The sequence below is a fragment of the Acetobacter malorum genome (assembly GCF_002153605.1).
GTDB classification, from domain to species: Bacteria; Pseudomonadota; Alphaproteobacteria; order Acetobacterales; family Acetobacteraceae; genus Acetobacter; species Acetobacter malorum_A.
Genome location: NZ_JOPG01000018.1, coordinates 32,731 through 58,618 on the forward strand (window position 1 = coordinate 32,731; position 25,888 = coordinate 58,618).

The window sequence follows — 25,888 nt, forward strand, 5'->3', positions numbered from 1 at the left end:
AGACGCTCGCCCTGAAAGAGCAGAGCTGACAGAGTGAGAGAGAAAAATATGCGGGTACTTCTGGTTGGATCCGGCGGCCGTGAACATGCACTGGCCGCAACACTTGCACGTTCCCCCAAACTGACGGCTTTGTTCATTGCCCCCGGCAACCCCGGCACGGCAGAGCTGGGCACCAACGTGGCCATTGGTGCAAGCGATGTGCCGGCCCTGATTACCTTTGCCAAAGAACAGCAGGTTGACCTGATTGTTCCGGGCCCGGAAGCCCCGCTGGTAGCGGGCCTGGCCGATGCCTGCGCTGCTGCCGGTCTGGCCTGTGCCGGCCCCACGCAGGCTGCCGCGCGTCTGGAAGGCAGCAAGAGCTTCAGCAAGGAAGTCTGCTACGCCGCAGGCGTACCCACCGCCCGTGGCGAACGCTTTACCAGTGCAGACGCCGCCATCACCTACATTGCAGAACGCGGGGCACCGATTGTGGTGAAGGCCGACGGTCTGGCCGCAGGCAAAGGCGTGGTGGTCGCGCAGACAGTGGCCGAAGCGCAGGATGCTGTGCGGGAGATGATGACGCAGGGCAGCATGGGCGATGCTGGCCGCAGCGTGGTGATTGAAGATTGCCTTGTGGGTGAGGAAGTTTCTCTCTTTGCCTTCTGCTCGGGTGAGACCGCCATGCTCATTGGGGCCGCACAGGACCACAAACGCATTGGCGACAATGACACCGGCCCCAACACCGGCGGCATGGGCGCAGTCTCCCCGCCGCGTGGATTTGACCGCGCCGCGCAGGAAGCCGCACTGGATCTGGTTGTGCGCCCCATGCTGAAAGAAATGGTCCGGCGGGGCACCCCCTTCCGAGGCGTGATTTTTGCAGGCCTGATGCTGACAGAAACCGGCCCACAGCTGATTGAATATAATGTTCGTTTTGGAGACCCGGAAGCACAGGCCCTGCTGCTCCGCCTGACCTCCGACCTGCTGCCCGCTCTGGCAGCCCTTGCGGAAGATACGCTGGATACAACCCCGGTCACATTCTCGGATCAGGCTGCCATCAGCGTCGTCATGGCAGCGCGTGGCTATCCTGCAAAACCGGAAACAGGCGCTGTCATTTCCGGCATTGCCGATGCAGAGGCGTTGGAAGGCGTGCGCGTTTTTCAGGCTGGCACCAAAGAAAATGCGTCGCGTGAACTGGTTGTGGCTGGCGGCCGCGTTCTGTCCGTCTGTGCGCTTGGAAACACCGTGCAGGAAGCACGGGACCGTGCCTATGCTGGCGTAAAAGCCATTACGTGGGATGGTGCCGCCTGGCGCACGGATATTGGTGCCCGCGCTCTTTAAGGCAGTCTGTTCTCAAAGCCCCTGAACGCACCGTCATCAGTCTTTGTCAGCAGGGGTGATGACGGATTTTCAGAAGAGTCTTTATGGCGATATGTGATGTGAGCGTCTTGCTCTGCATCACAGGCGTTTTTTAAGCCCCGATTTACATGCCCCAACTGCGCATCAGCACCAGAGCGTCTGAACCATCCGGGTAATAGGCGCGTCGCTTTCCAGCCTGCACAAACCCGGCGCAGGCATAGAGCGCCTGTGCCGCTGCGTTATGGACGGAAACTTCAAGAAACATGTGGTCTGCGCCCCGGTCCTGCGCTTCCATCACGCCCCATGCCAGCAGCTGTCTGGCAATACCTTGCTGGCGAAAGGCCTGGGCGACACAGAGTGTCAGAACTTCTGCCTCATCCGCCACGCAACGGATCATCAGGAACCCGGCAGGCTGGTCTCCCAGCATGGCAAGACCAGTGACCACGCCCGGCATGGGCAAAAGCTGCTTTAAGGCGGCCTCATCCCACAGGTCGTCTACGGAAAAGCTTTGCGCATGGAGGACAGCGAGCACCGCGCCATGCGCCTGACTGGCCTCAATAATGTCCACAGACACGGCCTGAGAGAGGGTCTGGCTCAAACCGGTGCAGACCGTAAACCAGCTGCCGGAAGCTTGGCTTCTGGAGGATCGACATACAAAGGCAGAGCATCACGCGGCGCAAGCTGACCTGTGAGCCGGGCAACGGCAGCTTCTGCGATCTGACTGGCAGTGGGTTGTGTCAGGTCAGAAAAGACCACCTCTGCCACGGGGAGCGACGCCGCAGCATCCCCCGCCACCAGCCAGCGACCGGGCAGGGGAGACCAGCTTGCAAGTGCTACAGCCTGCACCCCGTCGGCTCGTTCCACAAACACGCGCCCACGCCGCGCTGCCGTGACGAGTAGCCAGCCGTCCAGATTGCCATAGCGGGCACACTCGGCATCAAGCTGCGAGCGCAGCGCTTCACCCCGCGTTACCCCCACCAGAGGGCACCCAGCCCCAAGCGCATAGCCTGCGGCCATAGCGCAGGAAGCGCGCAGGCCGGTAAAGGAGCCGGGCCCCGTCACCACCGCCACCAGATCAGGCTGCACAGGCTGACCTGCCCCCCAGCCCACCTGTTGCAAGGCATCGGCAGCCAGAAGGCCAATGCTTTCTGCGGCCTGCTTTCCCGCTGCGCAGACGTGGGACAAAACCGTATAGCCCCCATCGGAAGAGGGCGTGACACAGGCTGCCATGCCAGATGCGGCCTCTCCGGCCGGGCTGCCATCCAGCACTAAAAGACGTTCAGGTTTCATCACAGAAAGCGGCACGCTTCATCAAAGCCCAGACGCGGTGCGCGGGGCGGCAGTTGCTCAATATCCCCGTACCCGAGACAGAGCAGGAAGTTCGCCCGCCAGCCGTCTTCGGCCAGAAAAGTATCTTCCACCATGTTCTGATCAAACCCGGAGATCGGCAACGCATCCAGCCCCAGCGCGCGGGCGGCCATAATCATATAGGCCCCTTCCAGCGTGCCATTCCGGAAAGCGGTTTCTTCCGCCAGCCCGACATCCGCCGCAAACCACGAGCGCAGTTCCTCATTGGGGGCCAGACGCGGCAGTTCATCAAAAAACAGGGGATCATACGCCACAATGGCAATGACGGGCGCACCCATCACGCGGTTTACATTGCCAGCGGAAAGGGCGGGGCGCAGGCGCTCCCGGCCTTCCGATGCGGTAATAAACACAAAGCGGGCCGGGCTACAGTTGCCGGAGGTCGGCCCGAGGCTCACCAGACTATACAGGCGGCGCAACAGGGCTGGCTCCACCGGGCGGGCCATCCAGCGCCGCGGCGTGCGCGCCTTTTGGAAAAGAAGATCCAGCCCGCTATCATCCAGCATTTCTGTCCTGCCTCCGCTGCCCCGCTTTTGCGGGGGCTACCCTGTGTCTGCTCCCCCTTTTAGGTCACAGACCCGGAGACGGGAAGATGCTGAGAGCTGCCTTAGTCTTCAACCTGCTCTACGGACACAACTTCCGGCACATAATGCCGCAGCATGTTTTCCACACCGTGCTTCAGTGTTGCGCGGGAGGACGGGCAGCCAGAACAGGCACCCTGCATGGTCAGGCGGACAATGCCGTCCTTGTAGCCACGGAACACGATGTCCCCGCCATCACCCGCAACAGCCGGGCGCACGCGGCTGTCCAGCAGTTCCTTGATCTGGGTGACGATCTCCTGATCTTCCGGCGCGATGGGCTCTTCCGTAATGCCAACGCCTTCAGACACCACGGGCGCACCCGCCACAAAATGGTCCATCAGGGCGGTAAGCACCAGCGGGCGCAGTTCTGCCCAGTCTTCCTGATCGGACTTGGTGACGGACACAAAGTCATTCCCCAGAAACACGCGGGACACACCGGGCAGCGCAAACAGCGCATCCGCCAGCGGGGAACGGCCGGAGACGGCATCGGCGTCAATAAAATCAATCGTGCCGGCATCGCCCATCACAGCGCGCCCCGGAAGGAATTTCAGCGTGGCGGGGTTAGGGGTGTCTTCAGTTTCAATAAACATGGCAACCTGATCCTGATCATCTGCTACGTGTCTTTCTGTGTCATCAGGTGGCACCACAATGCGGACAGGACAAGTCCTGTATTGTAAGAAACGCCGGGTTTTCAGAGAATTCACCCAGGTTTTTCTGCCTCGCATCCGGAAACTGGCTGACATCAAGCGGAAAAAGCCTTTACAAAGCAGTTCTGCCCCGGATGGGCCGGGCTGCCATGCAGGAGGCCTTACGCCACCTTCAGCCCCTATTTCGGCGCAGAATCCCGGCTGGCCTGCACCTGCTGGAGCCGTTTTCTCAGAGCAGGATCGCTCGCGTAAATAAACAGCCCATGCACAGCGCGCGTCATCAGCACATTGATGGCATTCAGCATGATGCGTTCTTTTGTACCTTCCGGGTCCTGAAGCCCGTCGCGGCCCGCAAAAGCCGCGCCATCTTCATACCGGGAGGTATCAATACGGATGCCGTCTGTTGCCGGATCATACAGCACGGAAGGGCCTAAAATCAGCCCGACATAATTCAGATCAAACCCCTGCACGGTGTAAACAGACCCGACTTCATCAATCGTGTCGGGCCGTTCGGCCCAGGGTAGCTTTTCATCCGGTTTGGAGCGGTCCCAGCGGAGGGTGAAGCGGCCCTCGTGAATAAAGTGATCCTCACCATCCAGCCGATAGGGATAGTCATACGTCGCAATCATGCGGGACAGGCCGTAGCGTGCGTTTTCCTTTTTGATGGTCTCATACAGATCCTGCGCATCCGCAAAAAACCGAAAATCAAACGCCTGTTTTTGCGGCATGGGGAGGATTTTTTTCTGACAAAACCCCTCAATCCAGTCGAGCACATCCTGATTGGCATGAACGCGAAACTGCTTTTTGAGATGATAGGTCTGGCACGGAAAATCTTTTACCAGAGCGTTCAGAAGCCCTCGGCTCCAGCAGCTCTTGAACTTCAGAACCTGCTTTTCATCAAACACAAGCACCGTAATTCTGGCCAGTTTGATCAGTTCTTCCAGATGGTTATCCTGTTTAAAATGGTTGTATTTATCGCTTTTTGTCAGAAGAAGATGAGCTTCATCCACAAAGATGATGTCTGCCTTTTTTCCTGACTTATGCATTCTGTTGATAAATGTTGTCGGGCGCTCAAAATCTTTCTTTTTCAGAGCCGGATAAGATTCTGAAATATTTTTATAGAGCTTCATCATTTCCGGATGATTGACAACAAGATAGTTGTCCGTTTTCCAGAAAGGACTGCTTTTATCAGACGAGCGTGAAAGAGACTGTATTTCGTTAAAAATTGAATTGATAACGATACTTTTCCCGGTCCCTGCATCCCCTTCAATCAGAAACACGGCATGCTCATCATGCTGATGCGCAACACAGAACGCCTTGATGGCGTTTTTCAGGTCCTGCTGTTCTGGAGAAAGCTTTTTTTCAGGAGATAATTTCTCCGCTGCATCGTTTTCATAACGATCAGGCAAACCAGACTCTTTCACACAACCTCCTCGCGGGTAGCTGGAAGAGATCTTTTGTAAAACCTCTTCCAGCCCTTATGCATCAGATTATTTCCCCGCTGCAGACCCAGCGGCATCCTTCTGCCCACCCAACGGTGCCAGCATCGTATCCAGAAGCTGCGTATTACCTTCCAGATGCGGGTAACGCAGGCCCCCATGATAGGTGACAGACACCGTATGATAGCGCTCACCATCCCGCAGCAGCAACTCTATCGGGGCAGCATCCTTGTTTTTGGCATTGGTGATCTCATCCTGTAGCGCATCAGGATCATACGACACGCCATTTACAGCCAGAAGATCCTGATCACGCGTGATCCCGGCCTGCCAGGCCGGGCTGCCCCACAGTACCTCACTCACTGTGCCTTTTTTGCTCACAATCAGCCCCAGAGAGAACATGAAGTCTGAAACATGCCTTAGGTCAGAATAAGATTTCACATAGTCTGAGGGCTTTTCAGTATAGACGACACTCGCACCACCACGCGTAAACCCATCCAGCGGCGCATGTGTGCTGGTATTGTACAGACGATCAAGCAGGAACTTTGCCCAGTCATAGGGCTGCACGCCATTCAGCGTTTTAACAACATCATCAAAGTTATAGGTGCTGGTGATCGTACTGCCGTTGTTGGTGCCAAAAAAGGCCTTGGCAAAATCATTCAGGCTCTTTGTATTACCAGAAAGTTTCCGGATGAGCGTATCCGCATCCAGCCAGATCAGCTGCCCTTCGGAATAGTAATCCTCGCTGCGCTGCCAGCTTCTCCAGGATTCAGGGGAACGCTGGGCAATAATCGGATCATTGGTCGTATCAATCAGCGGACGCCACTGCCGCCCCTGCCGGTTATCATACACAGCCGCCACTTCGGCCAGTGCATCCTTCACCTGCGGCACCGTCATCAGCCCTGCGCGGGCAGCCAGAATATAACCCCAGTATTGGGTCTGCCCTTCATACACCCACAGACCCGTGCCACGCTGCGGCGTATTGAAATCCGGTGCCCACAATCCATCGGGGCGGCGATATTTCCCGTTCCATGAATGGGTGAATTCATGCGCCAGAAGGTCACGCATCCCGAAGGTCTTATCCCAATGCGTAAAATAGCCTCTGGGACCGCTATTTTCACTGGACTGATGATGTTCCAGCCCGATGCCACCCAGCTTATTGGTCAGAGCCAGAAGAAAGTCATAATGCGCGTAATGATGTGATCCAAAAAGGAGGTTTGCTTGCTTTACCAGATTTTTATGCGCCTGAATCTGCGCATCTGTAGCGGCCAGATCTTCCGGCTGATCCGCCATGACGTTCAGCGTGACGGAAACCTTGTCATCCTGTGTCAGATCAAACTTACGGAAATACTTCCCTGCAAAAATAGGAGAATCCACCAGCGTATTGAACGAAACCGGCTGGAAGGAGACCTTGCTGCCAGCCCCTGTGCCATCAGACCGTAACGCCGTACCGTAAGACCAGCCTGCCGGGAAGGTCACGCTCGGATGCACCATAATCTGCCGGGTGAAATACCCTGCCGGATAGAGAGAAACAGCAGACCACTGCACGTTCTCCATCGTATCCGTCATGACGACACGCCCCACTTTGGGGGAAACGGGCGTGAGCAGCTGATAAGAGACTTCAAGCTGCTTTGTCCCCTGCGGCACATCAATGTGGAACGCGCTGACTGTTACCGTATCCCGCAGCCAGGGGATAATCTTGCCATCTGCTTTTACGGTCAGGCCGCCCAGCTGATCAATCGTGCCGCTGGGAGAGTGGTTACCCGGCAGCCACATGGGGTAGAGCAAAACAAAATCACCACCCTTTTGCGCGATACGCGTAGGAAGAGGGATTGTCTCCTTCATGCTCAGAATATGCCGGGCAAGGTCGGTGCCATCCACAGCCAGAGCAATCGTGCTGCCAAAGGGCACATCCTGCGGCGCAGGCACAGCAGGGGGAAGCGGCAGCGGCATGGGCTGCGGCTGAGCAGAAGCCTCAGCAGCTAGCCCCTGTGGCGCACACGCCAGCGCCATCAGGGCAAGGCAGGGGGCTGTCAGCCCAACGCTGGATAAAAAGCGGTTCCGTAGCGACATAGCCAGTTCTCCAAACAGATGCATCACACCCTGACGGCCTTTTTGACGCCAGACCGGACGCATATTTCATTACGTTTATGAAGCACTCTGGCCGGCCTCTGTCGAGGCCTGAAAAGCCTCTCTTTGCGCACCTATCTGCCTCTCCCTTGTGCCATTTCAATAAATGTCTCGATGATCTGAATTTTTGCGTGTTTTCTCCAGACAAAATACACATCCGTCGGCCCCATGCCGTCCAGTCTGAACGTCTTGAGCGGCTGCCCTCTTTCACGGAATTGCCGGATAACGCTTTCCGGCATGCAGGAGAGGCCTGATCCCGTATTGAGACACTGGATAATCAGATCATAAGACTCCAGCGTCAGGATTGAATGGGGATGATAGCCTTTATCCTCCAGCCACTGTTCCGCACAGCGTCTGTAAAAGCAGTCTTTGTTGAACAGATAAATATCCGATTGTTCTATCAGTTCTGGTGTAATTTTCCTGACATGCTCCGGCACCACAAGGTGCAGCGTCTCGGAAAAGGCAAAGGTACCTTCAAGCAGCGTATTTTCAACAGGGCCGTCTGTCAGCGCCAGATCAATTTCTTCACTGACCAGCATTCTTTCCAGACTAAAGCTGGGTTTTTGCAGGATATTGAGCTGAATGCCCGGATGCTCACGCATGAAGCGGGGCACACATTGCGGTAACAGACTGAGAAACGCCACATCCAGCGCCCCCACATTCAGAATGCCGCGTGGCTGCCCCTGAGACCACAACGCGGGCAGACGATCTGCCCGGGAGACAATATCTTTTGCTTCCTTATAGAAAAGCCGCCCTGCTGGTGTGATCAGCAGTTTTTTACGGTCACGAATAAAAAGATCCTGCCCAAGATCAGCTTCCAGCTCCTTCAGCCGCATGGTGAGGTTGGACGCAACGCAGTGCATACGGCGCGCTGCCGCAGCAATGGAGCCTGCTTCGACAATGGCACAGAAAAACCGGAGATGAGAGAGCTTGGGTGCATACATGATATCCTCACTTTATGTGAGTATTTCACTCTTTCATAATCACTTTTCATTGCATGATGACCTGTGGAAGGATGGAACCATCAACAGCACAGACGTTTTCATCAGTAACTTCTGGAAACAGGATGAACTGAGCGCCTGATGTTTCCAACTGCTTCAAAAAGGTGATTTTCAATGCCAACTTCACAAAACACGCCGCATTATAATCTGTTTATCAATGGTGCATGGACCAAAGCCAGCGGTGGTGAGACGCTGGACATTCGCAACCCGGCGACCGGAGAGCTTGTCGCGGTTGTCGCCAATGGTGCGGAACAGGATGTAAAAGCTGCCGTTGCAGCAGCCTCCAAAGCCTTTCCCGCATGGAGCCGCAAAACGGCGGAAGAACGGGCCGATGCGCTTTATGCCTTTAAGGCGCTGATTGAAAAAAATGCTGATCGTCTTGCACATCTTATTACCAGTGAGATGGGCAAGCCACTCAAAGAAGCCAAAACGGAAGTTGGCTTTGCTGCCGGGCTGCTCCGCTTTGCCGCAGAAAATACCCGCCGGCTGGAAGGGGACATTATTCCGGGTAGCCGTCCGGGTGAGAAAATCCTGATTGAGAAAATTCCGCACGGTGTCATTGGCGGTATTTCAGCATGGAACTTCCCTCTGGCCCTGTTCGCCCGCAAGGTTGGCCCGGCTTTGGCAGCTGGGAATACCATCGTCATCAAACCGCATGAACTGGCACCTCTGGCAGCCCTCGAAGCTACCCGTCTGGCAGAAGAAGCCGGGATTTTTCCGGCAGGTGTTCTTAACGTTGTACCGGGTGACGGCAAAGGTGTTGGCACCCCGCTGGTGGAACATCCGGACGTGCGGCTGATCACCATGACCGGCAGCACAGCAACCGGTAAGAAAATCATGGCAGCCGCAGCCGATACGTTGAAAGAAGTGCGGCTGGAGCTGGGCGGCAAGGCACCGTTTATTGTCATGGATGATGCTGATCTGGACAAAGCCGCGACAGCCGCTGTTCTGGCGCGCTTTACCAACGGCGGCCAGGTCTGCACCAGTAATGAACGCACCTACGTGCATGCTGCCGTTTACGACAAGTTTGTCGATCTGGTCAGCAAGAAGGTTGCCGCTCTGAAAGTCGGGAACCCACTGGACGCAGAAACTGATATGGGCCCCAAAGTCAGTGAGCAGGAACTGGAAAAAGTTCATGCCATGGTTGAAAAAGCTGTCTCTCAGGGTGCCAGACTGGAAACCGGTGGCGAGCGCCTGAAGGGGGGCGTGTATGACAAAGGCTTCTTCTACGCCCCAACCCTGCTGACCAACGTCAAGGAAGGCATGGATATTGTGCAGAATGAAGTTTTCGGCCCGGTCATGCTGCTGACGAAGGTAGCAGACTTTGAAGATGCACTGCGTCAGGCCAATGACTGCCGCTATGGCCTGTCGGCTTATGTCTTCACGCAGGATCTGAAAAAGATCATGCGCATCAGCACGGATCTGAACTTCGGTGAGGTCTATGTGAACCGTGAAGGCGGGGAAGCACCGCAGGGCTTCCACCACGGCTACAAGGACAGTGGCCTTGGCGGTGAAGATGGTAAATACGGTCTTGAGGCCTACGCGCAGACCAAGACAATCTATCTGAACGCCTGATGCCTGAACGCTCTTAATAAAAAAGCCCTTCCTCATATCGGGGAAGGGCTTTTTTTATGCTGTCATCAGCATATTTCAGGCTTAGCGGAGAATCCCGGTATGCCCGATGGAATAACGGCCCGGCTGCGGCCAGACGGTCAGACCGTGCGGTTCTGCGCCAACCGGAATTTTCTTCATGGAGCCATCTTCCGTGTTGATCTGATAGGCAACATCGTCAAAACGGCCTGAGAGCCACAGGGTTTTACCATCTGCGCTCACATTGCCCATATCCGGGCTGCCACCTTCCGGAATGGGCCAGTTGGCCACAATCTTGTTGGTTGCAAAATCAATGACCGTCACGCCACCCGCCTTGCTGTGCGGTTTACCGTGAATTTTATGAGACCCACGGTTGGCAACATACATTTTCGTGCCGTCACGGCTGGGATACAGACCATGCGTGCCGACACCCGTCGGGATAAAGCCGATTTCCTTAAAGCTTTCGCCATCCACCATGAAGACGCCGTCAGCCATCATATCGGCCACATAGAACGTCTTACCGTTGGGGGAGATCAGAATATCCTGCGGCATGCCACCACTGGACAGCTTCAGGTAGCCCATTACCGTTTTGTTGACAGTATCGACCTTCACCAGATGGCCGCCAAATTCACAGGTGAAAATGGCGTAGCGTCCATCAATGGAGAAGTCTGCGTGGTTCACACCTTTACAGTCCGGCGTTTCTACTGACTGCTGGAGCGCCATGGTGTGCGGGTCACGGAAGTCCAGCCGTTTGCGCGCCTCAGCCACCACAATGGCGGACTTACCATCGGGCGTGAAATACATGTTGTAGGGGTCATCCACCGCAACCGCCGGACCGGGTTTGCCGGTGCGGGCATCAATGGGGGTCAGGCTGCCATTTGTGGTGCCTTCCGCATTGTTCGTCACCCACAGGGTGCGCAGGTCCCAGGACGGCACCACATGCTGCGGGCTTTTGCCAACCGGAAAGCGATCCACAACTTTGGATGTCGCCGGGTCAATCACCGAGACATCGTTAGAGCGCAGGTTGGGCACGTAAACACGGGCCGGGTCCTGTGCCACTTCCGGATTGATATGGTCCGGTGCGGTCTCGCTATACAGATTGGCCGGGTTGATAACCGGCGGCATGCCCGGAATGGTCTGCACGGCAGAAGGTGCGGCAGGAGCAGACACAACCGGCTGAGTGGAAGAACCCTGCGAAGCAGGCACCTGCGCCGGAGCGAGCTGCGGGGCAGCAGACGGCGCTGTTGTCTGCACAGGGGACTGACTGGCTTCCTGCGCAACGGCCAGACTGGTCCCCGCGCCTAAAGCGACAAACACAGCCGTAGCGGCTGCCAGATGTCTTTTTACTACCATAATATTACAGCCCATCCCTTTCTTGTGCTGTCATCGTCACGTGATGAGGCTTTAGCATATGGGCGATTAGGCGTCTATTTTCAGATTTCTGGCAACTCGGCTTTTTTTATTGAGACTTATTCTTAGAGATTTTCTTCAAAACCCTCTGGCCGACTGAATAGCCTGCACTGCGGCATTGATCTGCATCGCAAGGCCAGGCTGCCCAAGTGCAGCAGAAGCCTTGCGCGGATCCCCCCCATAGATGCCTTCCTGCGCAGAAGGAGTTCCTGAATGACGCAGCGCATCCTGCCGCACCATGGAAGGGTCAACCGCCAGCATCAGCGAGGTATCGCTAATGTCTGCATGCTGCCCCACATCCTTCCCGTAGCCCTGCTGCTTCAGCCAGTCCGCATACTGGTGCGCGATAACGGTATAAAATCCACTCACATAGAGCGCCTGCGCGCCCGTGCCGTGCCATTTCTGGTTGAGCACCGCAGCGGCTTTTTCCATATATTTTTGATAGCCCCCATGATCCCCTACAAAGACGATCAGACGGAACCCCTGCACCTGAAAACTCTCCCCGGCAGAAACAAGGAGTTTTTCAAAAACATCCGGTGGCACCGTAATGGTGCCGGGAAAGCGCATATGGGAGGAACGGGGGGATGTGCCCCCCTCCGGCACATAGGCCACAACAGGCGCCACCAGTGTTTTTCCGGTCTTCTCGGCAATCTGTTCTGCCAGATGCGTGGCGCGCTCATTATGCTTGCCAACAGCAATATACGGGCCACTCTGTTCCGTGCCACCCACAGGGATGATGATGGTCGTCACGCCTGCGGCCACACCGGACTGAATTTCTGTCCAGGTGTGTTTTTCAAACAGAACCGCATTACCTGCATTATCAGACTGCACCCCTGCCACACTCTGCGCAAAGGCTGGCGCAGACACCAAGCCTCCTCCCAAAACAAGGGCTGAAAAAACTGACCGGAAAACCATGCTTTTTTTCTTTTTTACGGACACAGTTTTACTTCTTCTTTTTTTTGGTTTTTGCCGGAGCAGGTTTGAGCAACGGGGCCAGAAACTGGCCTGTATAGCTTTCCTTACAGGCCGCAATATCTTCCGGCGTTCCTTCGGCAACAATACGGCCACCGCCATCGCCGCCTTCGGGGCCAACGTCCACAATCCAGTCAGCAGTTTTGATCACTTCCAGATTATGTTCAATGACAATCACCGTATTGCCCTGATCAACCAACGCATGCAGAACTTCCAGAAGTTTTCTGACATCTTCCGTATGCAGACCGGTTGTTGGCTCGTCCAGAATATACACCGTACGCCCGGTTGCACGGCGCGCCAGTTCCTTGGAAAGCTTCACACGCTGTGCTTCCCCACCCGACAGGGTTGTCGCCTGCTGGCCGAGAGCCACATAGCCAAGGCCAACCTTTTGCAAAATGGCCAGTCTGTCCCGGATACGCGTCTGCGCTGAGAAGTAAGGCAGGGCTTCATCCACGCTCATAGCCAGCACATCGGCAATGGATTTGCCGCGGAACTTGATGTCCAGCGTCTCGCGGTTATAGCGCGTACCCTTACAGGTATCACAGGTGACAAACACATCCGGCAGGAAGTGCATCTCGATCTTGAGAACACCATCCCCCTGACAGGCCTCGCACCGTCCGCCCTTCACGTTAAAGGAGAACCGCCCCGGCTTGTAGCCGCGCGCCTTGCTCTCCGGCAGCTCCGCAAACCAGTCCCGGATAGGGGTAAACAGGTCCGTATAGGTCGCCGGGTTGGAACGGGGCGTGCGCCCAATGGGAGACTGATCGATATCAATAATCTTATCGAGCAGCTCTATCCCTTTGATCGCTTTATAAGCTTCGGGAGACTGGGAGGACCCCATCAACTGGCGGGACAACGCTTTATAGAGCGTATCAATCACCAGTGTGGATTTGCCACTCCCGGAAACACCTGTCACGCACGTAAACGTCCCCAGCGGGAAATGCGCCGTGACGTTTTTCAGGTTATGCCCGGTCGCCCCTTCCACCGTCAGGACTTTTTTCTTGTCATACGGGCGTCTGTGTTCCGGCACGGGAATGCTCTTGCGCCCGGACAGGTATGCGCCTGTCAGGCTTTCCGGCACTTTAGCGACCTCTTCCGGCGTTCCAACGGCAATGACCTTACCGCCATTTACACCGGCTCCCGGCCCCATATCGACCAGCCAGTCAGCACTTCTGATAGCATCCTCATCATGTTCAACAACAATCAGAGTATTCCCAAGCTTTTTTAAACGCTCCAGCGTTCCAAGCAGCCGTTCATTATCGCGCTGATGCAGACCAATAGATGGCTCATCCAGAACATACAGGACCCCGGTCAGGCCAGACCCAATCTGGCTGGCCAGCCGGATACGCTGGCTTTCACCACCAGACAGTGTGGCGGAACTGCGGGAGAGGGTCAGGTAATCCAGACCGACATCATCCAGAAAGGTCAGACGTTCCTGAATTTCTCGCAAAATACGCCGGGCTATCTCGGCTTTTTGCGGGGTCAGGGTCGGCATAACAGTCTCAAACCAGTCCAGCGCCTTGCCAATGGGCAGGTCACAGGCCTGAGCGATGGTTTTATCCGCCACGCGGACAGACAGCGCCTCTGGCCGCAAACGCGCGCCATGGCAAACGTGGCAGGGTTTTTCAGACTGATAGCGGGAGAGTTCTTCTCTTACCCACATGCTGTCCGTATTAGCCAGACGCCGCGCCAGACTGGCCAGAACACCTTCAAACGGTTTGCTGACCGTATAGCTTTTCCGGCCATCCTGATAAGTAAACTCGATGTTTTCATCAACACCATTCAGGATTCCGTCCTGAGCCGCTTCCGGCAGATCTTTCCAGGGCGTGTCCATGCTGACGCCAAAATGCGCGGCCAGACTGGTCAGGGTCTGTTCCAGCAGGGGAGATTTTGCATCTTTCCAGGGGGCAATAGCCCCTTTGCGCAGAGACTTTGACTCATCCGGCACCACCAGCGCCGGATTGAAGAAAGTTTCAGACCCCAGACCATCACAGGACGGACAGGCCCCCTGTGGCGCGTTGAAGGAAAACAGGCGCGGTTCAATTTCTTCCAGCGTAAACCCGCTCACCGGGCAGGAAAAGCGTGAGGAAAACACCAGCCGTTCCGGTTCAGCGTCTTTGTCCTTCAACACTTCTTCCGTGTAGGCAATGCCGTCAGAAAGGCCGAGAGCTGTTTCAAAACTGTCCGCCAGACGGCTTTCAATACCCTCTTTAACCACCACGCGGTCCACCACAACTTCCACCGTATGGCGTAACTTGCGGTTCAGGGCCGGGACGTCAGCAATTTCATACAGCTCACCATCCACCTTCACACGGGTGAAGCCCTTGCGCTGGAGTTCCGCCAGTTCCTTGCGGTATTCGCCCTTGCGATCACGGATAACAGGGGAGAGCAGCAACAGACGCGTGCCCTCCGGGAGCGCCATCACACGGTCCACCATCTGGCTGACGGTCTGGGCTTCAATCGGCAACCCTGTGGCAGGAGAATAGGGAACACCCGCCCGCGCCCAGAGCAGACGCATATAGTCGTAGATCTCCGTCACCGTGCCCACGGTCGAACGCGGGTTTTTGGACGTCGTCTTCTGCTCGATGGAAATGGCGGGGGAAAGCCCCTCAATGGAATCCACATCCGGCTTGCCCATCAGTTCCAGAAACTGGCGGGCATAGGCGGACAGGCTTTCCACATACCGGCGCTGGCCTTCGGCGTAGATGGTATCAAACGCCAGTGACGACTTGCCGGAGCCGGAAAGGCCCGTCACCACCGTCAGACAGTCACGCGGGATATCGATATCAACATTTTTGAGGTTGTGCGCCCGTGCCCCGCGCACACTGAGTTTCTGAGCACTGGGAAAAGATGGATTGTCCATAAAATACCGCTGCCGTTCCTGTTTTGTCCTGTATGCCGCCTTTGCCGCCCTTCATGCAATCAAGGAATGGCCGCCCGACACCTCTTCCATGATGATATGGGACGTCTCTCGCCAATTCCCATTGCACCGCGGCACATCATTGACCATTTAGAAAGATAATGCGGTGTGTGCCGCCGGGTGGTCCCCACGCCATCCACCATCGTTTTGAGCTAAGGATGACACCAGATGGACCATATTATTGGCCAGCCCGACGCCCTGAAACCCGGTCAGGCAAACGGCCCGCAGGCGGACGCGCCCCTGATTATGGATGGCTCACAGGCCACCTTCATGCAGGATGTGATTGAAGCCAGCCGCTCCATTCCCGTTCTGGTTGATTTCTGGGCAGACTGGTGTGGCCCGTGCAAGCAGCTGGCCCCGGTGCTGGAAAAGGTCGTCACGGCTGCGCGCGGCAAGGTTCGGCTTGTTAAAATTGATATTGAAGCCAACCGCGCTCTCGCTGCCCAGCTGACGCAGATTGGCCTGCCGCTCCAGTCCATCCCGATGGTAGCCGTGTTCTGGAAAGGTCAGATTCTGGATCTGTTCCAGGGAGCGTTGCCAGAAAGCGAAATCAAGAAATTTGTTGAAGGCGTGCTAAAAGCCGCTGGTGGTGGCCCGCTGCCCGCAACAGAACTGTTGCAGGAAGCCGCTGTGGCCATGGAAACCAACCAGCCCGCACACGCTGCGGAACTGTTCTCTGGTGTTCTGGGGGAAGAGCCGGAAAACCCGAAGGCGTGGGGCGGGCTGATCCGCGCCATGCTGGCTCTGGATGATGAAGAGGCCGCAGATGCCGCCCTTGCTGACGTGCCTGAAAAAATCAAGGACGCCCCGGAAGTAGCTGGCGCACGCGCAGCCCTTGAACTCAAGAAGGAAGGCCGCAAAGCCGCACAGGAAATGGAAGAGGTCCGCGCCCGCCTTGCTGCCAACCCGGATGATTACGCCGCACGGTGTGAACTGGCGACAGGCCTGAACGTGGCCGGCAAGCGGGAAGAGGCAGCCGACGAACTGCTCCGTGTGATCAAAGCCGACCCGAACTGGAATGAGGGTGCCGCAAAACAGCAGCTTTTCCGCTTTTTTGAAGCCTGGGGCCATGATGACCCCGCCACGCTGGCGGCCCGCCGTCGCCTCTCCTCTCTCCTCTTTTCCTGATCCGTCCGCTCTTGGCGTCTTACCTGCCTGACGACGAGATTCTGCGGCACGTCCCCAGAGTTTCAGACCTCACCATGGCCGATATCCCTGCGGAAATCGGCCTGTTTCCCCTGAGCGGCGTTTTGCTGCTGCCCCGGGGCAAACTCCCGCTGAACGTGTTTGAACCGCGTTACGTGGCGCTGGTGGAAGATGCTCTGGCGTCCCAGAGGCTGATCGGCATGATCCAGCCTCTGTGGGGGGAAGAGGATGAAGAGGAGGAAGGCAAGATCCCGCCTCTCTACTCCATCGGGTGTCTGGGCCGCATTACCTCCTTTACGGAGCGGGCTGATGGCACATTTGCCGTCACCCTGAGTGGCGTGGCCCGGTTCCGGGTGCTGCGGGAAACAGGTCTGCACAGAGGGTATCGCCAGGCGCGGATTGATGTCTCATCCTTTGTGGGTGATCTGAGCGAAATTCCTTCAGAACCGTTCGACCGCGGAAAACTGCTGGACTCACTGCGTCGCTATTTCCGGCAAAAGGGGTTGTCAGCCCGCTGGTCCATCATTGAACAGATGGAAGATGACACCCTGCTGGTCACTCTCCCCATGATCTGTCCTTTTCCTCCGGCAGAAAAACAGGCATTGCTTGACGCAGGCAGCCTGACAGACCGTGTGCGTGTGCTGCAGATGCTGCTAGACCTGTCTGGTCCTGAAGAGGAAGGCCCGCCTTCCTGAACAATTTTTATGGGTGACGCTCATGTCTGGTGCTGACATTTCTCCTCCGCTCGACCCGCGACTTCTTTCCGTTCTGGTTTGCCCGGTGACCAAAGGCCCGCTGACCTATGATGCCACCACTAATGAGCTGATCAGCGCGCAGGCCAAACTGGCCTTCCCCATCCGTGACGGCATTCCCATCATGCTGCCGGAAGAAGCCCGCCATCTCGAAGGCTGAGTTCTCAGCATAGCAAGGCCTGGATAACGCTCTGCCGTGAAACGCTGCGCCCCTCAGCTCAAAACCAGACAGCGCCCCCGCATCATGCTGGGAGCGCTGGTTCTGGCCGCCCCTCTGCTGGCCGGGTGCCATGTGGATATTGAGGGCGAGAATATCGATATTCCGCCAGAAAGACCGGGCCGCTTTCTGCCCGAAGCCGCCCCGGCGGAAGCCCGTGCGGCACAGGAGCAGGAACGGCGTGAGGATATGGCCCGCAATAACGGCCAGAATCCTGACAAAAACCAGCTTAAAGACCGCTATGAGCCGCTGGCTCCGTCCGATGCGGCAACCGGCCCGCTGGAAGCAGGCGACGGCCACAGCGTTATTCCGGAAACACAGGCCATTTATGGCAAGCGGGAACAACCTCAGCAGGCTGCCCCGCAACAGCATTAAGCAGGTGTTAGCGTGGCACCAGCGGCCCTGCGGCCCGCACACCGCCACGCCAGACTGCTGCGATCTGATCCACGGCCGCAATGTTTTCAGCCGGATCCGCTTCCAGAACCACAAAATCCGCCCGTTTTCCGGCTGCAATCACCCCGCGATCTGACAAGTTCAGCAGAGCCGCGGCCTGACTGGTGGCCAGTGTCAGCGCCTGCAAGGGTGTCAGCCCTGCTTCCACCAGAAGGCGTAATTCCCTGTGTTCCGCAAAACCGGGAATACGGACGGGAGCAGCACCGGAATCCGTACCAAAACCAATTTTCACACCAGCCTGATAGAGCGTGAGCAGATTTTTCTGGTTCATGGCGACGGCAGCGTGAGAGGCTTTAGCCAGAGGAGACGTCGCGACTTTCTGCCGCCATGCGGGGTCTGAAAACTGTTTTTGCAGGTCCGCATTCAGGCCTGCTTTCAGAACCGGATCGTTCAGAATCTCGGGCTGTTCGGCAAACAGATAGGTCGCCTCATCCAGACTGATGGTGGGAATATACCACACACTCCGGTCTTTCATGGCGCTAATGAACGGCGCATCCACCGGCTCATCCCGCACACCATGCGCGATAATATCTGCTCCGGCCGCTACAAGCCGTTTGCCGTAATCCAGATCATGAATATGCACCGCCACACGCAGATTCTGGCTATGTGCTTCCGTAATCACCGCCTGCCAGATTTCCGGCTTCATTACGGGCAGGGGCTTCTGGCTGGCCACGCCATTGCGGAAATCGTCCACCCAGAGCTTCACGAGGTCGGTATGTTCACTGGCCATGGTGCGCACAGCCTGCTGCGCCTCCGCAACGGAGGCTGGGCGGAAGATCTGATCTTTCCCGACCTTGACCATCCCCTCCGGCGGCATCCCGCCCGGCACGCCAATCCCCTGATCAACCCCGAACAGATCCGCACCCGTCGCTCCATCCGCATGCTGCGCACGGCGGAGGTCATCAAACAGAGGAGATTTGGTCAGACCCAGCGCGGTGACAGTCGTCACACCATAGCGTTCATACTGGTCCAGTGCGGCCTTGATGACAGGCACTGTAAAGTTTTCAGCCCCAACGGAGGTGCCGGAAACAACACCGACATGGCTGTGGTCGGTAATCAGACCGGGGATAAGCGTTTTACCGGACAGATCAATCCGCTGCGCGCCTTTAGGGGCCTTAACGTGCCCGCTGTGCCCGACCGAGACAATCCGTGGCCCCTGCACCAGAACAGCCATATCGTCCTGTTCTGCCGCCCCTGTGCCATCAAACAGACGCACATGCTCCAGCAAAACGGCGGAGGGGGTCTGCGCATGCGCCTGAGCCCCTAAGAACCCCAGACTGACAACACCCCCCGCAACACTTGCCCGCAGCAGGCGGGAAAGCCCCCGCACCGCCTGTTTCTTCTCTAAACGCCACGCCATGACCCGTCCTTTTCTATCAGACGGTGCTTAGTCCTCGTCGGCGCCAATTTCCGGTGCATGCCGCCGCATGAGGTCCGCACCTGCCATCCCCAGAATGCCCACCATCATGCCAATGGCAGTTGGTATTGCGCTGCCACCGGGCAGCAGACCCACCAGAACACTACTCAGAGAACCAATTCCAAACTGCATGGTTCCCAGCAGAGCCGATGCGCTGCCAGCGTGCTGGCCGTGATGGTAGAAGGACATCACCGTAGCATTCGGCCCAATAAAGCCCAACGCTCCGGTAATGCTGGCAATCAACGCACAGGTCAGAAGAGCGTGATGTTCGCCGGCAATGCCGGTCAGAGCCAACACTGTGAACAGTGCCCCGGCACCCAACGCCCAGAACAGACCTGTTTCCAGCAGGACCGGCATGGCAACCCGATGCACCAGTCGACCATTGATCTGCGTGCCCAGAATAAAGGCCGCGGCATTCACACCGAAAAATGCGCCGAACTGACCGGGGGTAAAATGGAGCACCTGCTCGAACAGCACAGGGGCGCTCCCGAGATAGGCAAACATCACAAAGGTTGAGAACGTGGCGATCAGCGCATTGGAGAGGAAAAGCGGTTCCTGACTGATTGTGATGTAACGGGCCAGAATTTTGACAGGGAAGAGGGCAACGCGCCGTTCTGGCCGAAGGGTATCCGGCAGGGAAAAGAACAACCCGACAATGGCGGCCAGCGCATAGAGCGTGCCGATCCAGAAGATCCACCGCCAGTTGCCAAACTGCAAAACCAGACTCCCAAAGCTGGGAGCCAGCACCGGCATGACGCCAAAAACCAGTGTGAGCTGAGACATCAGCTTCGCACCTTTTTTGCCCGTTGCCACATCACGCACAATCGCGCGCGGAATCACCGCACTGGCAGAACCACCAACAGCCGCCACAAACCGGCACACACAAAACAGGTGGTAATCCTGCACAATTGCACAGCCCGCCGAGGCAATGGCAAAAATCAGCAGGCCAAGCATGAGCGGCATACGCCGCCCAAACCGGTCAGACAGCGGCCCCTGAGAAAACTGCCCCAGCGCCAGCCCTAAAAACCACGCGGCCAGCGTAAACTGGGCTGAGCCTTTCCCGCCACCCAGATCCTGCTCCACCTCCGGGAAGGCCGGGAGATACATATCCGTGGCCACTGGCCCGATAGCTGTCACCAGACCAAGCAGAACGATCAGCCAGGGCGTAAAGCCGGTTCCCGGCACAAAAGGGGCAGGCGAAAAACGCGGCATATTTTGTACAATCCCAGCCTGTTAAATTCCCAGCCAGCCAGAAAACATCCAGAGGCCAGCAATCAGCAGCGCCCCTGCTATCAGAACGGGGAGGAGGATCGTTAGCAGAAAACTGCCTTTTGGCTCAGCTGGTTCAGCAATGCCGGCTTGTTGAAAAAGCTGGTCTGCCCGGGCATCCGCTTCCGCGTCCTCGGGGCTTTGTTCCGTCCAGTTATCCTCGGCCATGCTTCACTCCTGCTGACACGCTGACTGATGCGCCTGTCTCAAGAGCACTGGCACATACTGCGAGAACACTGTGCTTACAGCACAAATACAAGAATGCTCAGACAATTTAGCCTGAAGCAGAATTGAATTAAGGAGATTTTTGAAGGAGAAGGGAACTGGTGGAGCCAATCTCCACCAATTTTCTGTGCCTGACTGGTTCTCTCCGTCTCTAATATGTTGTATTATATCAATATATTAGAGGTTCAAGCGTCCCCCACTGTGTCTGACTGTTCCTGTGCAGCGCTGTTTTTAAGAGGGGTCTCAAGAGGGGTTCTCCGGTTATGAGTCGGGTTTCACCACATCAGCTCACGGCAAGACAGGTCAGCGCTCTGAAGAATGGCACACTGAGCGATGGTGGCGGTCTTTGGCTGGTCGCGCAAGGCACTGCAAAATCATGGTTTTTCCGCTTCACAAGCCCCATTTCCGGCTCTCGGAGAGAGATGGGGCTAGGCTCTGTTCATGACCTGAGTTTGGTGGAGGTACGGCGGAAAGCGGCTGAAGCACGACATCAGCTTTCAGACGGCCTCGACCCAATTGAAGAGCGCCGGAAATTGAAAACCCAACGAAAAAAGGAATCAGGCCTAACCTTTTCTGATATCGCCAGACGCTATGTGAAGGAGATGGCTCCCGGCTGGCGCAGTGACCGCTCGACAACCATCTGGACCAGTTCCTTGGAGCGGCTGGTCTTTCCCCTCATAGGTAAGAAGCCAATCGCAGAGATCGAGACAGATGATGTGTTGGCTGTCTTGCGCCCTATCTGGGAAACAACGACTGAGACCGCAGATCGGCTACGCGGTCGGATTGAGCGGATTCTGGACTATGCCCGCACCCATGGCTGGCGAGACGGCGAGAACCCGGCCCGCTGGCGTGGGCATCTAGCCAATATCCTTCCCAAGCCATCGGCTGTCATGAAAGTGCGACACTACCCAGCCGTGGACCGAAAGAACATTGGCGCGGTTATACTCAAGCTGACCGAGGCCGAGGGCATCTCTCCCAAGGCCGTAAGATTTGCTTGCCTGACCGCTGCCCGGTCTGGCGAAGTCCGAAATGCTGTCTGGTCTGAAATTGATATGAAAGCCCAGATATGGACCATCCCTGCGCATAAGATGAAGGCCGGGAAGGAACACCGCGTGCCGTTATCCGTAGGAGCAATGGCCGTGCTGCAGGAAGTCCTGCCCTTCCGTGACCGACTAGCTGGCGATCTGGTCTTTCCTGGGGGGAAGCGTGGCAGGCCGCTGTCAGACGTGGCTCTGTCCAAAGTTCTTCACAATGCGGCCGGCACAAAAGACGTAACCGTTCATGGCCTGCGTTCCACCTTCCGGGACTGGGCTGCAGAAGAGACTGATTATCCGCGGGAAGTAGCCGAGATGGCGCTAGCACACACCATCAGTGATAAGGTGGAAGCTGCCTATCGGCGTGGGGATCTGTTCGATAAGCGGCGGGAGATGATGACTGAATGGTGTAACAAACTGTCATCTTCTCCGCCTTGACGCACAGCGTGGCATATACAATATCTGCAGGTGTCCGGTGAGGTGAGAACGGCTACCTCACGCACCAGTCTGTTTTACAGACGGGTAACTAAGTCACATGTAAGCCTGTCGCGCGGGGCTTTTTGTGACCCAAGAGATCGGGGATTGCATCCCGCCCGGACAAAAAGAGACCGGCTTGCCCGGTCTTTTTTTATGCCCCTTTGGTGAGATGTAGGCGTCCTGCAGACCGACGGGCCGTTATCGTCCTTTCTGGCAAACGATAAGCAGTCTTGATGCGATACAAGCCATCCTCATCGACCTCCAGTCCCACAGCAATCAAAACATATTCCTGCTCTGGACTCTTCGACCGGAAACGAATGACGAGTTCAAAATTATCAGAATGGTTCGGAGCCTGGCCAATCAGCCCGGGCGACTGCCCGACGCGATGTAAGGCGGACATACACGCGTCATAATCATCGGGGTGGTCTTTGGCGATGTGCCAATGGGCCTGCCTACTCAGATATAATTCACCCGGTAGCAATTCACACTGAAGCGTACGATTGACCAACTCAACGTCCAGCACACCCAGCCTTAAAGCAACGCATTGGGACTTGTGACGAGGGGCTGGCATTACGAGGTTGAGACCATTCGATTCTTAAATTGCCCGAATGTAATGCCTCATCTTGCTGATACTTTAAAGAGGCGCCTGCACTCAACGCAGCCTTATGAATCAATCACACCAAACAAGAGGCTTTGGTCCAAACCGTTCTTTCAAATGCTCAACCATTTTTTTGTCTTCAGATATCCAGCTTACCTCAATTGTTGGTTTTGAGGGTGTCCAAGAACCTGCATATTCTCGTCTCACAAGAGTAAGATATCTGTCCGCAGGGGGATCTCGAAAAATGGGGTTAAAATCCCAACGCTCTGTTCCCTTTTCCCACCCCCGAGAAGTGAGATGGAACTCGAACCATTCTTCTCCATTACCCATTTTTTCTCTGCCTTAATTTTTTTAAGAGTACGACCCTTTTGCTCTAGTCACTCCATAATCTGCAAGTATGTTCATTTATTGGAATATTAATTTTTACCAAAAAATAGGGCGTTTCCAAATTCCGAAAATCGTTACTATTTTTTGACGTATGCGTTTCCAAAATTCAGATCATCCGTTCCTTTTTGTCGGAAGTTATGGGGGGACAGGTCTAACGGAGTAGGAAACAAAAAATATTTGATGCCAATAGTTAACGATCTCGGTCCTTATTTCGGCTCCAAATTTCGCAATGAAAACTGAATTTATATACGAGCCCCAACACGCGCACTTTGTACGACATCAGGTGTTTGTATGTGTTGGCTTATTATTTTTTGTGTTCGTTATTTTGTGTACTTGTTTCCGAATTAGTACTACGTTTCCGGCATGGAACTTGCCTCCCCAACATCCCCGATTTACCGCATCACCATCCCCGGCCTGCTGAGGGCTAAAGGCCGCCCGCGCTTCGGCAATGGCCGGACCTTCACGGATGCAAAGACTGTGCAGGCCGAGAAGCATATACAGCGCCACGCCGTGGAACAGATCGGCAAGCCATGCCTGAGTGGCCCGCTGCATGTTTCCCTGACAATAAACATTGCCCCTCCGCCGTCATGGAGCAGGAAGAAGACAGCGGATGCGCTGGCAGGCCGAATACTGCCGACCAGCAGGCCAGACATAGACAATCAGATGAAGACTGCCGCTGATGCTCTGAATGGTATCGCGTGGAAGGATGATGCCCAGATTGTGGACGCCCGGCTGTCGCGCCGCTATGGGCCGGAGAGTGCAACCGTGATCGAGGTGCGCCCGCTATGACCGGCAAGGATTACCCACCTATGCAGAATTGCACAGGTTCAGAAACTACCGGGGTGCCGGGGGTAAGGCCCCACAATAGGGGAATTAAAGAGCGGAGCAGGAATTCCTGCTTACCCCACAAGAGACGCATCCCCCGCAAGCCAAGCCCTGCCCAGATTGAGCGGTTTGAAGCCCTCCGTGCGCGGGTGATGAGGATACCGGGAAGCCGGTAGGCAGAATCTTCGAAAAACCCCGAAAAAATAAGCAATCTCGTCGTTGACCATTTGTGTGCTTACTCTTCGCATGCGCGCCAGAGGTTCCACAACATCGCTCTACGGAAACCTGCCTGCCCCGTCTTTAGTCTATAAGTAAATAATATAAATAAATTATTCTAAAAAATAATAGTATCTAAAGTCTATAATTATTCTTGATAAGATCATTAATTTCATCATTGTAAAATGTTCTACTTGCTAAAACTAACCCCAATGATGATCTAAGAGTTAACATGACTGCATCATTTCTATGTTCAAACGCTATTACATATGAGTCTATTCTTTTTATTCTTCCAAATAATGGATTTTTTTCGTTCAAACCTGCAAGAGAAGCTATCTCGTTTTTAATATCCTTTTCCACTTTCAATAAAAAATCCCCAGTAAGATATTCCACAAAAAACATTTTCAACACTTCCTCAACCTCACCCCGGCCCCACCACCATTCTCTTCAATAAACTCAACGCCGGCAGTTTCTAGGGCGGAGCGGATGGCGGTGAGGGTGGATTGGCGGGGTGTAACCGCATTGCTTTCAACACGGACCAACGTGCTTTTCGGAACACCACTAACTTCAACGAGTTGATCGCGTGTCCAATCAAGTAAGCCTCGTGCTGCCCTGATCTGTGATGCATTAATGGTATTCACAGTGTCATTTCCGCTTGCAATTCATTTCGTATAATGACATTCTCAATACCATTCTGCAATAGCAGAACGGCTGAACCGGAGGGGTCGGATCCTCCAAGTCCAGCCTAACCACAAACCGAAGGATAAGTTCGGCAATGGCTAAGCACGCCCATAGCGTACGGGTTCGCGCCTGTACATTCATTTGTTCCCCTATTTGGGGGAATTTACTCGCTCTCTTTGTTCCTGTCCTTGCCGCGCTTGCCATTATCTGGCTTGGCACGCCTGACCCGGTTGCATCCGGTCACGCGGCCTTGGCGCTGGAGGCTGTGCGATGAACGCCCCCACGCTTCTTGAGGCCACCATCTCACTTGAATGGCAGGCCAAATACATCCGCCGCGCAACCGCCGTGGCCGATGCGCTCGCTCACTTTGCTGCAGGTGAAGGCTGCACCGACCGCGCCGGTGATGCTGACATCGTGGCCGGAGGGGCACTCTTCCTGTCGTCATACCTCGGCAGGATTGCGGACGAGGCAGAGAGCAACGCCACGGCCTTCAAGGGGGATGCACAATGAGCAAGATCCCCTCAGGCTTCTGCGCAAACCAAGCCGTAACCTTGGACGGCATCCAGAACGCCCTGATGATGCTGATGGGCGAGATTTACGAGCATATGGATGAAGGGCATGACCCAGCGCCAACGCACAACGATTGTGCCGCGTGGGGCGATGGCCTGTCCTGGCTGATTAAATCGATTGGCCGGGTTCGTGACGAACTGGAGGAAATGCGGTCATGAGCGCCATAAAGGAAGTAGCCAGATCCACCATGGACGAACTGGGCGGCTTGGCCGCGATATTAGAGGGGCTTCAAAC

Annotated in this window: 26 protein-coding genes; 10 read left to right on the forward strand and 16 right to left on the reverse strand. The window is 55.8% G+C overall.

Translation table 11 applies throughout. From position 1 onward, the window contains the following. Nucleotides 1-48 precede the first annotated feature (48 nt). A complete protein-coding gene (purD, locus tag HK23_RS08185) occupies nucleotides 49-1,317 on the forward strand; it encodes a phosphoribosylamine--glycine ligase (RefSeq protein WP_063907304.1) in 1,269 nt (422 codons plus the stop codon). Nucleotides 1,318-1,459: 142 nt separating this feature from the next. Here the strand turns inward: purD and rimI are convergent, their stop codons facing one another. The 7 genes from rimI to HK23_RS08220 all read right to left on the reverse strand — a co-directional run bounded on the left by rimI (nucleotide 1,460) and on the right by HK23_RS08220 (nucleotide 8,438). Beyond that, a complete protein-coding gene (gene rimI / locus HK23_RS08190; protein ID WP_306300686.1) occupies nucleotides 1,460-1,933 on the reverse strand; it encodes a ribosomal protein S18-alanine N-acetyltransferase in 474 nt (157 codons plus the stop codon). Next, nucleotides 1,930-2,625, reverse strand: a complete 696-nt coding sequence (gene tsaB, locus HK23_RS08195; protein WP_086653590.1) for a tRNA (adenosine(37)-N6)-threonylcarbamoyltransferase complex dimerization subunit type 1 TsaB — start codon at nucleotides 2,623-2,625, stop codon at nucleotides 1,930-1,932. The genes rimI and tsaB overlap by 4 nt, the downstream gene beginning before the upstream one ends. Then, entirely contained in the window at nucleotides 2,625-3,206 is a 582-nt protein-coding gene (locus HK23_RS08200; RefSeq protein WP_043550384.1) for a malonic semialdehyde reductase, read from the reverse strand. Before HK23_RS08200 ends, tsaB begins: the two co-directional genes overlap by 1 nt. Nucleotides 3,207-3,307: 101 nt before the next feature. Beyond that, nucleotides 3,308-3,871: a NifU family protein gene (locus tag HK23_RS08205; RefSeq protein WP_086653673.1), complete on the reverse strand. Its 564-nt coding sequence runs from the start codon at nucleotides 3,869-3,871 to the stop codon at nucleotides 3,308-3,310. A gap of 236 nt (nucleotides 3,872-4,107) precedes the next feature. Then, nucleotides 4,108-5,337 carry a DUF2075 domain-containing protein gene (locus HK23_RS08210; RefSeq protein ID WP_086653591.1) on the reverse strand — a complete coding sequence of 410 codons (1,230 nt, stop codon included), beginning with the start codon at nucleotides 5,335-5,337 and terminating at the stop codon, nucleotides 4,108-4,110. 81 nt (nucleotides 5,338-5,418) lie between these two features. Beyond that, on the reverse strand, nucleotides 5,419-7,437 hold the full coding sequence (locus HK23_RS08215; protein ID WP_086653674.1) for a M61 family metallopeptidase: 2,019 nt from the start codon (nucleotides 7,435-7,437) through the stop codon (nucleotides 5,419-5,421). A gap of 131 nt (nucleotides 7,438-7,568) precedes the next feature. After that, a complete protein-coding gene (locus HK23_RS08220; RefSeq protein ID WP_086653592.1) occupies nucleotides 7,569-8,438 on the reverse strand; it encodes a LysR family transcriptional regulator in 870 nt (289 codons plus the stop codon). 171 nt (nucleotides 8,439-8,609) lie between these two features. Between HK23_RS08220 and aldA the strand changes: the two genes are divergently transcribed. After that, the gene (gene aldA / locus HK23_RS08225; RefSeq protein WP_086653593.1) at nucleotides 8,610-10,070 is read left to right on the forward strand and encodes an aldehyde dehydrogenase; all 1,461 of its coding nucleotides are present in this window, start codon (nucleotides 8,610-8,612) and stop codon (nucleotides 10,068-10,070) included. A gap of 81 nt (nucleotides 10,071-10,151) precedes the next feature. Here the strand turns inward: aldA and HK23_RS08230 are convergent, their stop codons facing one another. The 3 genes from HK23_RS08230 to uvrA all read right to left on the reverse strand — a co-directional run bounded on the left by HK23_RS08230 (nucleotide 10,152) and on the right by uvrA (nucleotide 15,330). Beyond that, the gene (locus tag HK23_RS08230) at nucleotides 10,152-11,438 is read right to left on the reverse strand and encodes a YncE family protein (RefSeq protein ID WP_086653675.1); all 1,287 of its coding nucleotides are present in this window, start codon (nucleotides 11,436-11,438) and stop codon (nucleotides 10,152-10,154) included. A gap of 135 nt (nucleotides 11,439-11,573) precedes the next feature. After that, entirely contained in the window at nucleotides 11,574-12,410 is an 837-nt protein-coding gene (locus tag HK23_RS08235; RefSeq protein ID WP_086653676.1) for a creatininase family protein, read from the reverse strand. 28 nt (nucleotides 12,411-12,438) lie between these two features. Next, nucleotides 12,439-15,330: an excinuclease ABC subunit UvrA gene (gene uvrA, locus HK23_RS08240; protein WP_086653594.1), complete on the reverse strand. Its 2,892-nt coding sequence runs from the start codon at nucleotides 15,328-15,330 to the stop codon at nucleotides 12,439-12,441. Between the two features lie 225 nt (nucleotides 15,331-15,555). On the opposite strand from uvrA, the gene HK23_RS08245 reads away from it, so the two are divergent. The 4 genes from HK23_RS08245 (at nucleotide 15,556) to HK23_RS08260 (ending at nucleotide 17,877) form a co-directional block, all read left to right on the forward strand. Continuing rightward, complete coding sequence (locus HK23_RS08245; protein ID WP_086653595.1) at nucleotides 15,556-16,515, forward strand: tetratricopeptide repeat protein; 960 nt, start codon at nucleotides 15,556-15,558, stop codon at nucleotides 16,513-16,515. Nucleotides 16,516-16,589: 74 nt separating this feature from the next. Continuing rightward, entirely contained in the window at nucleotides 16,590-17,228 is a 639-nt protein-coding gene (locus HK23_RS08250; RefSeq protein WP_086653596.1) for an LON peptidase substrate-binding domain-containing protein, read from the forward strand. Nucleotides 17,229-17,250: 22 nt separating this feature from the next. After that, nucleotides 17,251-17,445 carry a Trm112 family protein gene (locus tag HK23_RS08255; protein WP_043550377.1) on the forward strand — a complete coding sequence of 65 codons (195 nt, stop codon included), beginning with the start codon at nucleotides 17,251-17,253 and terminating at the stop codon, nucleotides 17,443-17,445. A 36-nt stretch (nucleotides 17,446-17,481) separates the two neighbouring features. After that, nucleotides 17,482-17,877 carry a hypothetical protein gene (locus HK23_RS08260; RefSeq protein WP_231888261.1) on the forward strand — a complete coding sequence of 132 codons (396 nt, stop codon included), beginning with the start codon at nucleotides 17,482-17,484 and terminating at the stop codon, nucleotides 17,875-17,877. A gap of 7 nt (nucleotides 17,878-17,884) precedes the next feature. Here HK23_RS08260 and HK23_RS08265 read toward each other — a convergent pair whose 3' ends face one another. The 3 genes from HK23_RS08265 to HK23_RS08275 are packed head-to-tail and all read right to left on the reverse strand — an operon-like array spanning nucleotide 17,885 to nucleotide 20,809. Further along, complete coding sequence (locus HK23_RS08265; RefSeq protein ID WP_086653597.1) at nucleotides 17,885-19,315, reverse strand: amidohydrolase family protein; 1,431 nt, start codon at nucleotides 19,313-19,315, stop codon at nucleotides 17,885-17,887. Between the two features lie 27 nt (nucleotides 19,316-19,342). Further along, complete coding sequence (locus tag HK23_RS08270; RefSeq protein WP_086653598.1) at nucleotides 19,343-20,584, reverse strand: multidrug effflux MFS transporter; 1,242 nt, start codon at nucleotides 20,582-20,584, stop codon at nucleotides 19,343-19,345. A gap of 21 nt (nucleotides 20,585-20,605) precedes the next feature. After that, nucleotides 20,606-20,809, reverse strand: a complete 204-nt coding sequence (locus HK23_RS08275) for a hypothetical protein (protein ID WP_043550376.1) — start codon at nucleotides 20,807-20,809, stop codon at nucleotides 20,606-20,608. A 320-nt stretch (nucleotides 20,810-21,129) separates the two neighbouring features. Between HK23_RS08275 and HK23_RS08280 the strand changes: the two genes are divergently transcribed. Beyond that, entirely contained in the window at nucleotides 21,130-22,338 is a 1,209-nt protein-coding gene (locus tag HK23_RS08280; protein ID WP_086653599.1) for a tyrosine-type recombinase/integrase, read from the forward strand. Nucleotides 22,339-22,528: 190 nt separating this feature from the next. Here the strand turns inward: HK23_RS08280 and HK23_RS08285 are convergent, their stop codons facing one another. Continuing rightward, on the reverse strand, nucleotides 22,529-22,900 hold the full coding sequence (locus HK23_RS08285) for a hypothetical protein (protein WP_143217520.1): 372 nt from the start codon (nucleotides 22,898-22,900) through the stop codon (nucleotides 22,529-22,531). A gap of 825 nt (nucleotides 22,901-23,725) precedes the next feature. Here HK23_RS08285 and HK23_RS08290 point away from each other — a divergent pair. Then, nucleotides 23,726-24,151, forward strand: coding sequence for a RusA family crossover junction endodeoxyribonuclease (locus tag HK23_RS08290; RefSeq protein WP_086653601.1), 426 nt, complete (start codon nucleotides 23,726-23,728; stop codon nucleotides 24,149-24,151). 387 nt (nucleotides 24,152-24,538) lie between these two features. Here HK23_RS08290 and HK23_RS14310 read toward each other — a convergent pair whose 3' ends face one another. After that, entirely contained in the window at nucleotides 24,539-24,805 is a 267-nt protein-coding gene (locus tag HK23_RS14310; RefSeq protein ID WP_143217521.1) for a hypothetical protein, read from the reverse strand. 2 nt (nucleotides 24,806-24,807) lie between these two features. Further along, nucleotides 24,808-25,044 (reverse strand): helix-turn-helix domain-containing protein, encoded by a 237-nt coding sequence (locus HK23_RS08295; protein ID WP_086653602.1) that lies wholly within the window; start codon nucleotides 25,042-25,044, stop codon nucleotides 24,808-24,810. A 310-nt stretch (nucleotides 25,045-25,354) separates the two neighbouring features. On the opposite strand from HK23_RS08295, the gene HK23_RS08300 reads away from it, so the two are divergent. Further along, complete coding sequence (locus tag HK23_RS08300) at nucleotides 25,355-25,594, forward strand: hypothetical protein (RefSeq protein ID WP_086653603.1); 240 nt, start codon at nucleotides 25,355-25,357, stop codon at nucleotides 25,592-25,594. Continuing rightward, on the forward strand, nucleotides 25,591-25,812 hold the full coding sequence (locus tag HK23_RS08305) for a hypothetical protein (protein WP_086653604.1): 222 nt from the start codon (nucleotides 25,591-25,593) through the stop codon (nucleotides 25,810-25,812). Before HK23_RS08300 ends, HK23_RS08305 begins: the two co-directional genes overlap by 4 nt. Nucleotides 25,813-25,888 lie beyond the last annotated feature (76 nt).

Bases quoted from the DNA above. Each gene is read 5' to 3' on its own strand.
- HK23_RS08265 (WP_086653597.1), bottom strand. From the start codon at position 19,315: ATGGCGTGGCGTTTAGAGAAGAAACAGGCGGTGCGGGGGCTTTCCCGC.
- HK23_RS14310 (WP_143217521.1), bottom strand. From the start codon at position 24,805: ATGTTTTTTGTGGAATATCTTACTGGGGATTTTTTATTGAAAGTGGAA.
- HK23_RS08280 (WP_086653599.1), top strand. From the start codon at position 21,130: ATGAGTCGGGTTTCACCACATCAGCTCACGGCAAGACAGGTCAGCGCT.
- purD (WP_063907304.1), top strand. From the start codon at position 49: ATGCGGGTACTTCTGGTTGGATCCGGCGGCCGTGAACATGCACTGGCC.
- aldA (WP_086653593.1), top strand. From the start codon at position 8,610: ATGCCAACTTCACAAAACACGCCGCATTATAATCTGTTTATCAATGGT.
- HK23_RS08230 (WP_086653675.1), bottom strand. From the start codon at position 11,438: ATGGTAGTAAAAAGACATCTGGCAGCCGCTACGGCTGTGTTTGTCGCT.
- HK23_RS08255 (WP_043550377.1), top strand. From the start codon at position 17,251: ATGTCTGGTGCTGACATTTCTCCTCCGCTCGACCCGCGACTTCTTTCC.
- HK23_RS08215 (WP_086653674.1), bottom strand. From the start codon at position 7,437: ATGTCGCTACGGAACCGCTTTTTATCCAGCGTTGGGCTGACAGCCCCC.
- HK23_RS08235 (WP_086653676.1), bottom strand. From the start codon at position 12,410: ATGGTTTTCCGGTCAGTTTTTTCAGCCCTTGTTTTGGGAGGAGGCTTG.
- HK23_RS08290 (WP_086653601.1), top strand. From the start codon at position 23,726: ATGGAACTTGCCTCCCCAACATCCCCGATTTACCGCATCACCATCCCC.
- uvrA (WP_086653594.1), bottom strand. From the start codon at position 15,330: ATGGACAATCCATCTTTTCCCAGTGCTCAGAAACTCAGTGTGCGCGGG.
- HK23_RS08205 (WP_086653673.1), bottom strand. From the start codon at position 3,871: ATGTTTATTGAAACTGAAGACACCCCTAACCCCGCCACGCTGAAATTC.
- HK23_RS08275 (WP_043550376.1), bottom strand. From the start codon at position 20,809: ATGGCCGAGGATAACTGGACGGAACAAAGCCCCGAGGACGCGGAAGCG.
- tsaB (WP_086653590.1), bottom strand. From the start codon at position 2,625: ATGAAACCTGAACGTCTTTTAGTGCTGGATGGCAGCCCGGCCGGAGAG.
- HK23_RS08250 (WP_086653596.1), top strand. From the start codon at position 16,590: ATGGCCGATATCCCTGCGGAAATCGGCCTGTTTCCCCTGAGCGGCGTT.
- HK23_RS08300 (WP_086653603.1), top strand. From the start codon at position 25,355: ATGAACGCCCCCACGCTTCTTGAGGCCACCATCTCACTTGAATGGCAG.
- HK23_RS08305 (WP_086653604.1), top strand. From the start codon at position 25,591: ATGAGCAAGATCCCCTCAGGCTTCTGCGCAAACCAAGCCGTAACCTTG.
- HK23_RS08270 (WP_086653598.1), bottom strand. From the start codon at position 20,584: ATGCCGCGTTTTTCGCCTGCCCCTTTTGTGCCGGGAACCGGCTTTACG.
- HK23_RS08200 (WP_043550384.1), bottom strand. From the start codon at position 3,206: ATGCTGGATGATAGCGGGCTGGATCTTCTTTTCCAAAAGGCGCGCACG.
- HK23_RS08220 (WP_086653592.1), bottom strand. From the start codon at position 8,438: ATGTATGCACCCAAGCTCTCTCATCTCCGGTTTTTCTGTGCCATTGTC.
- HK23_RS08245 (WP_086653595.1), top strand. From the start codon at position 15,556: ATGGACCATATTATTGGCCAGCCCGACGCCCTGAAACCCGGTCAGGCA.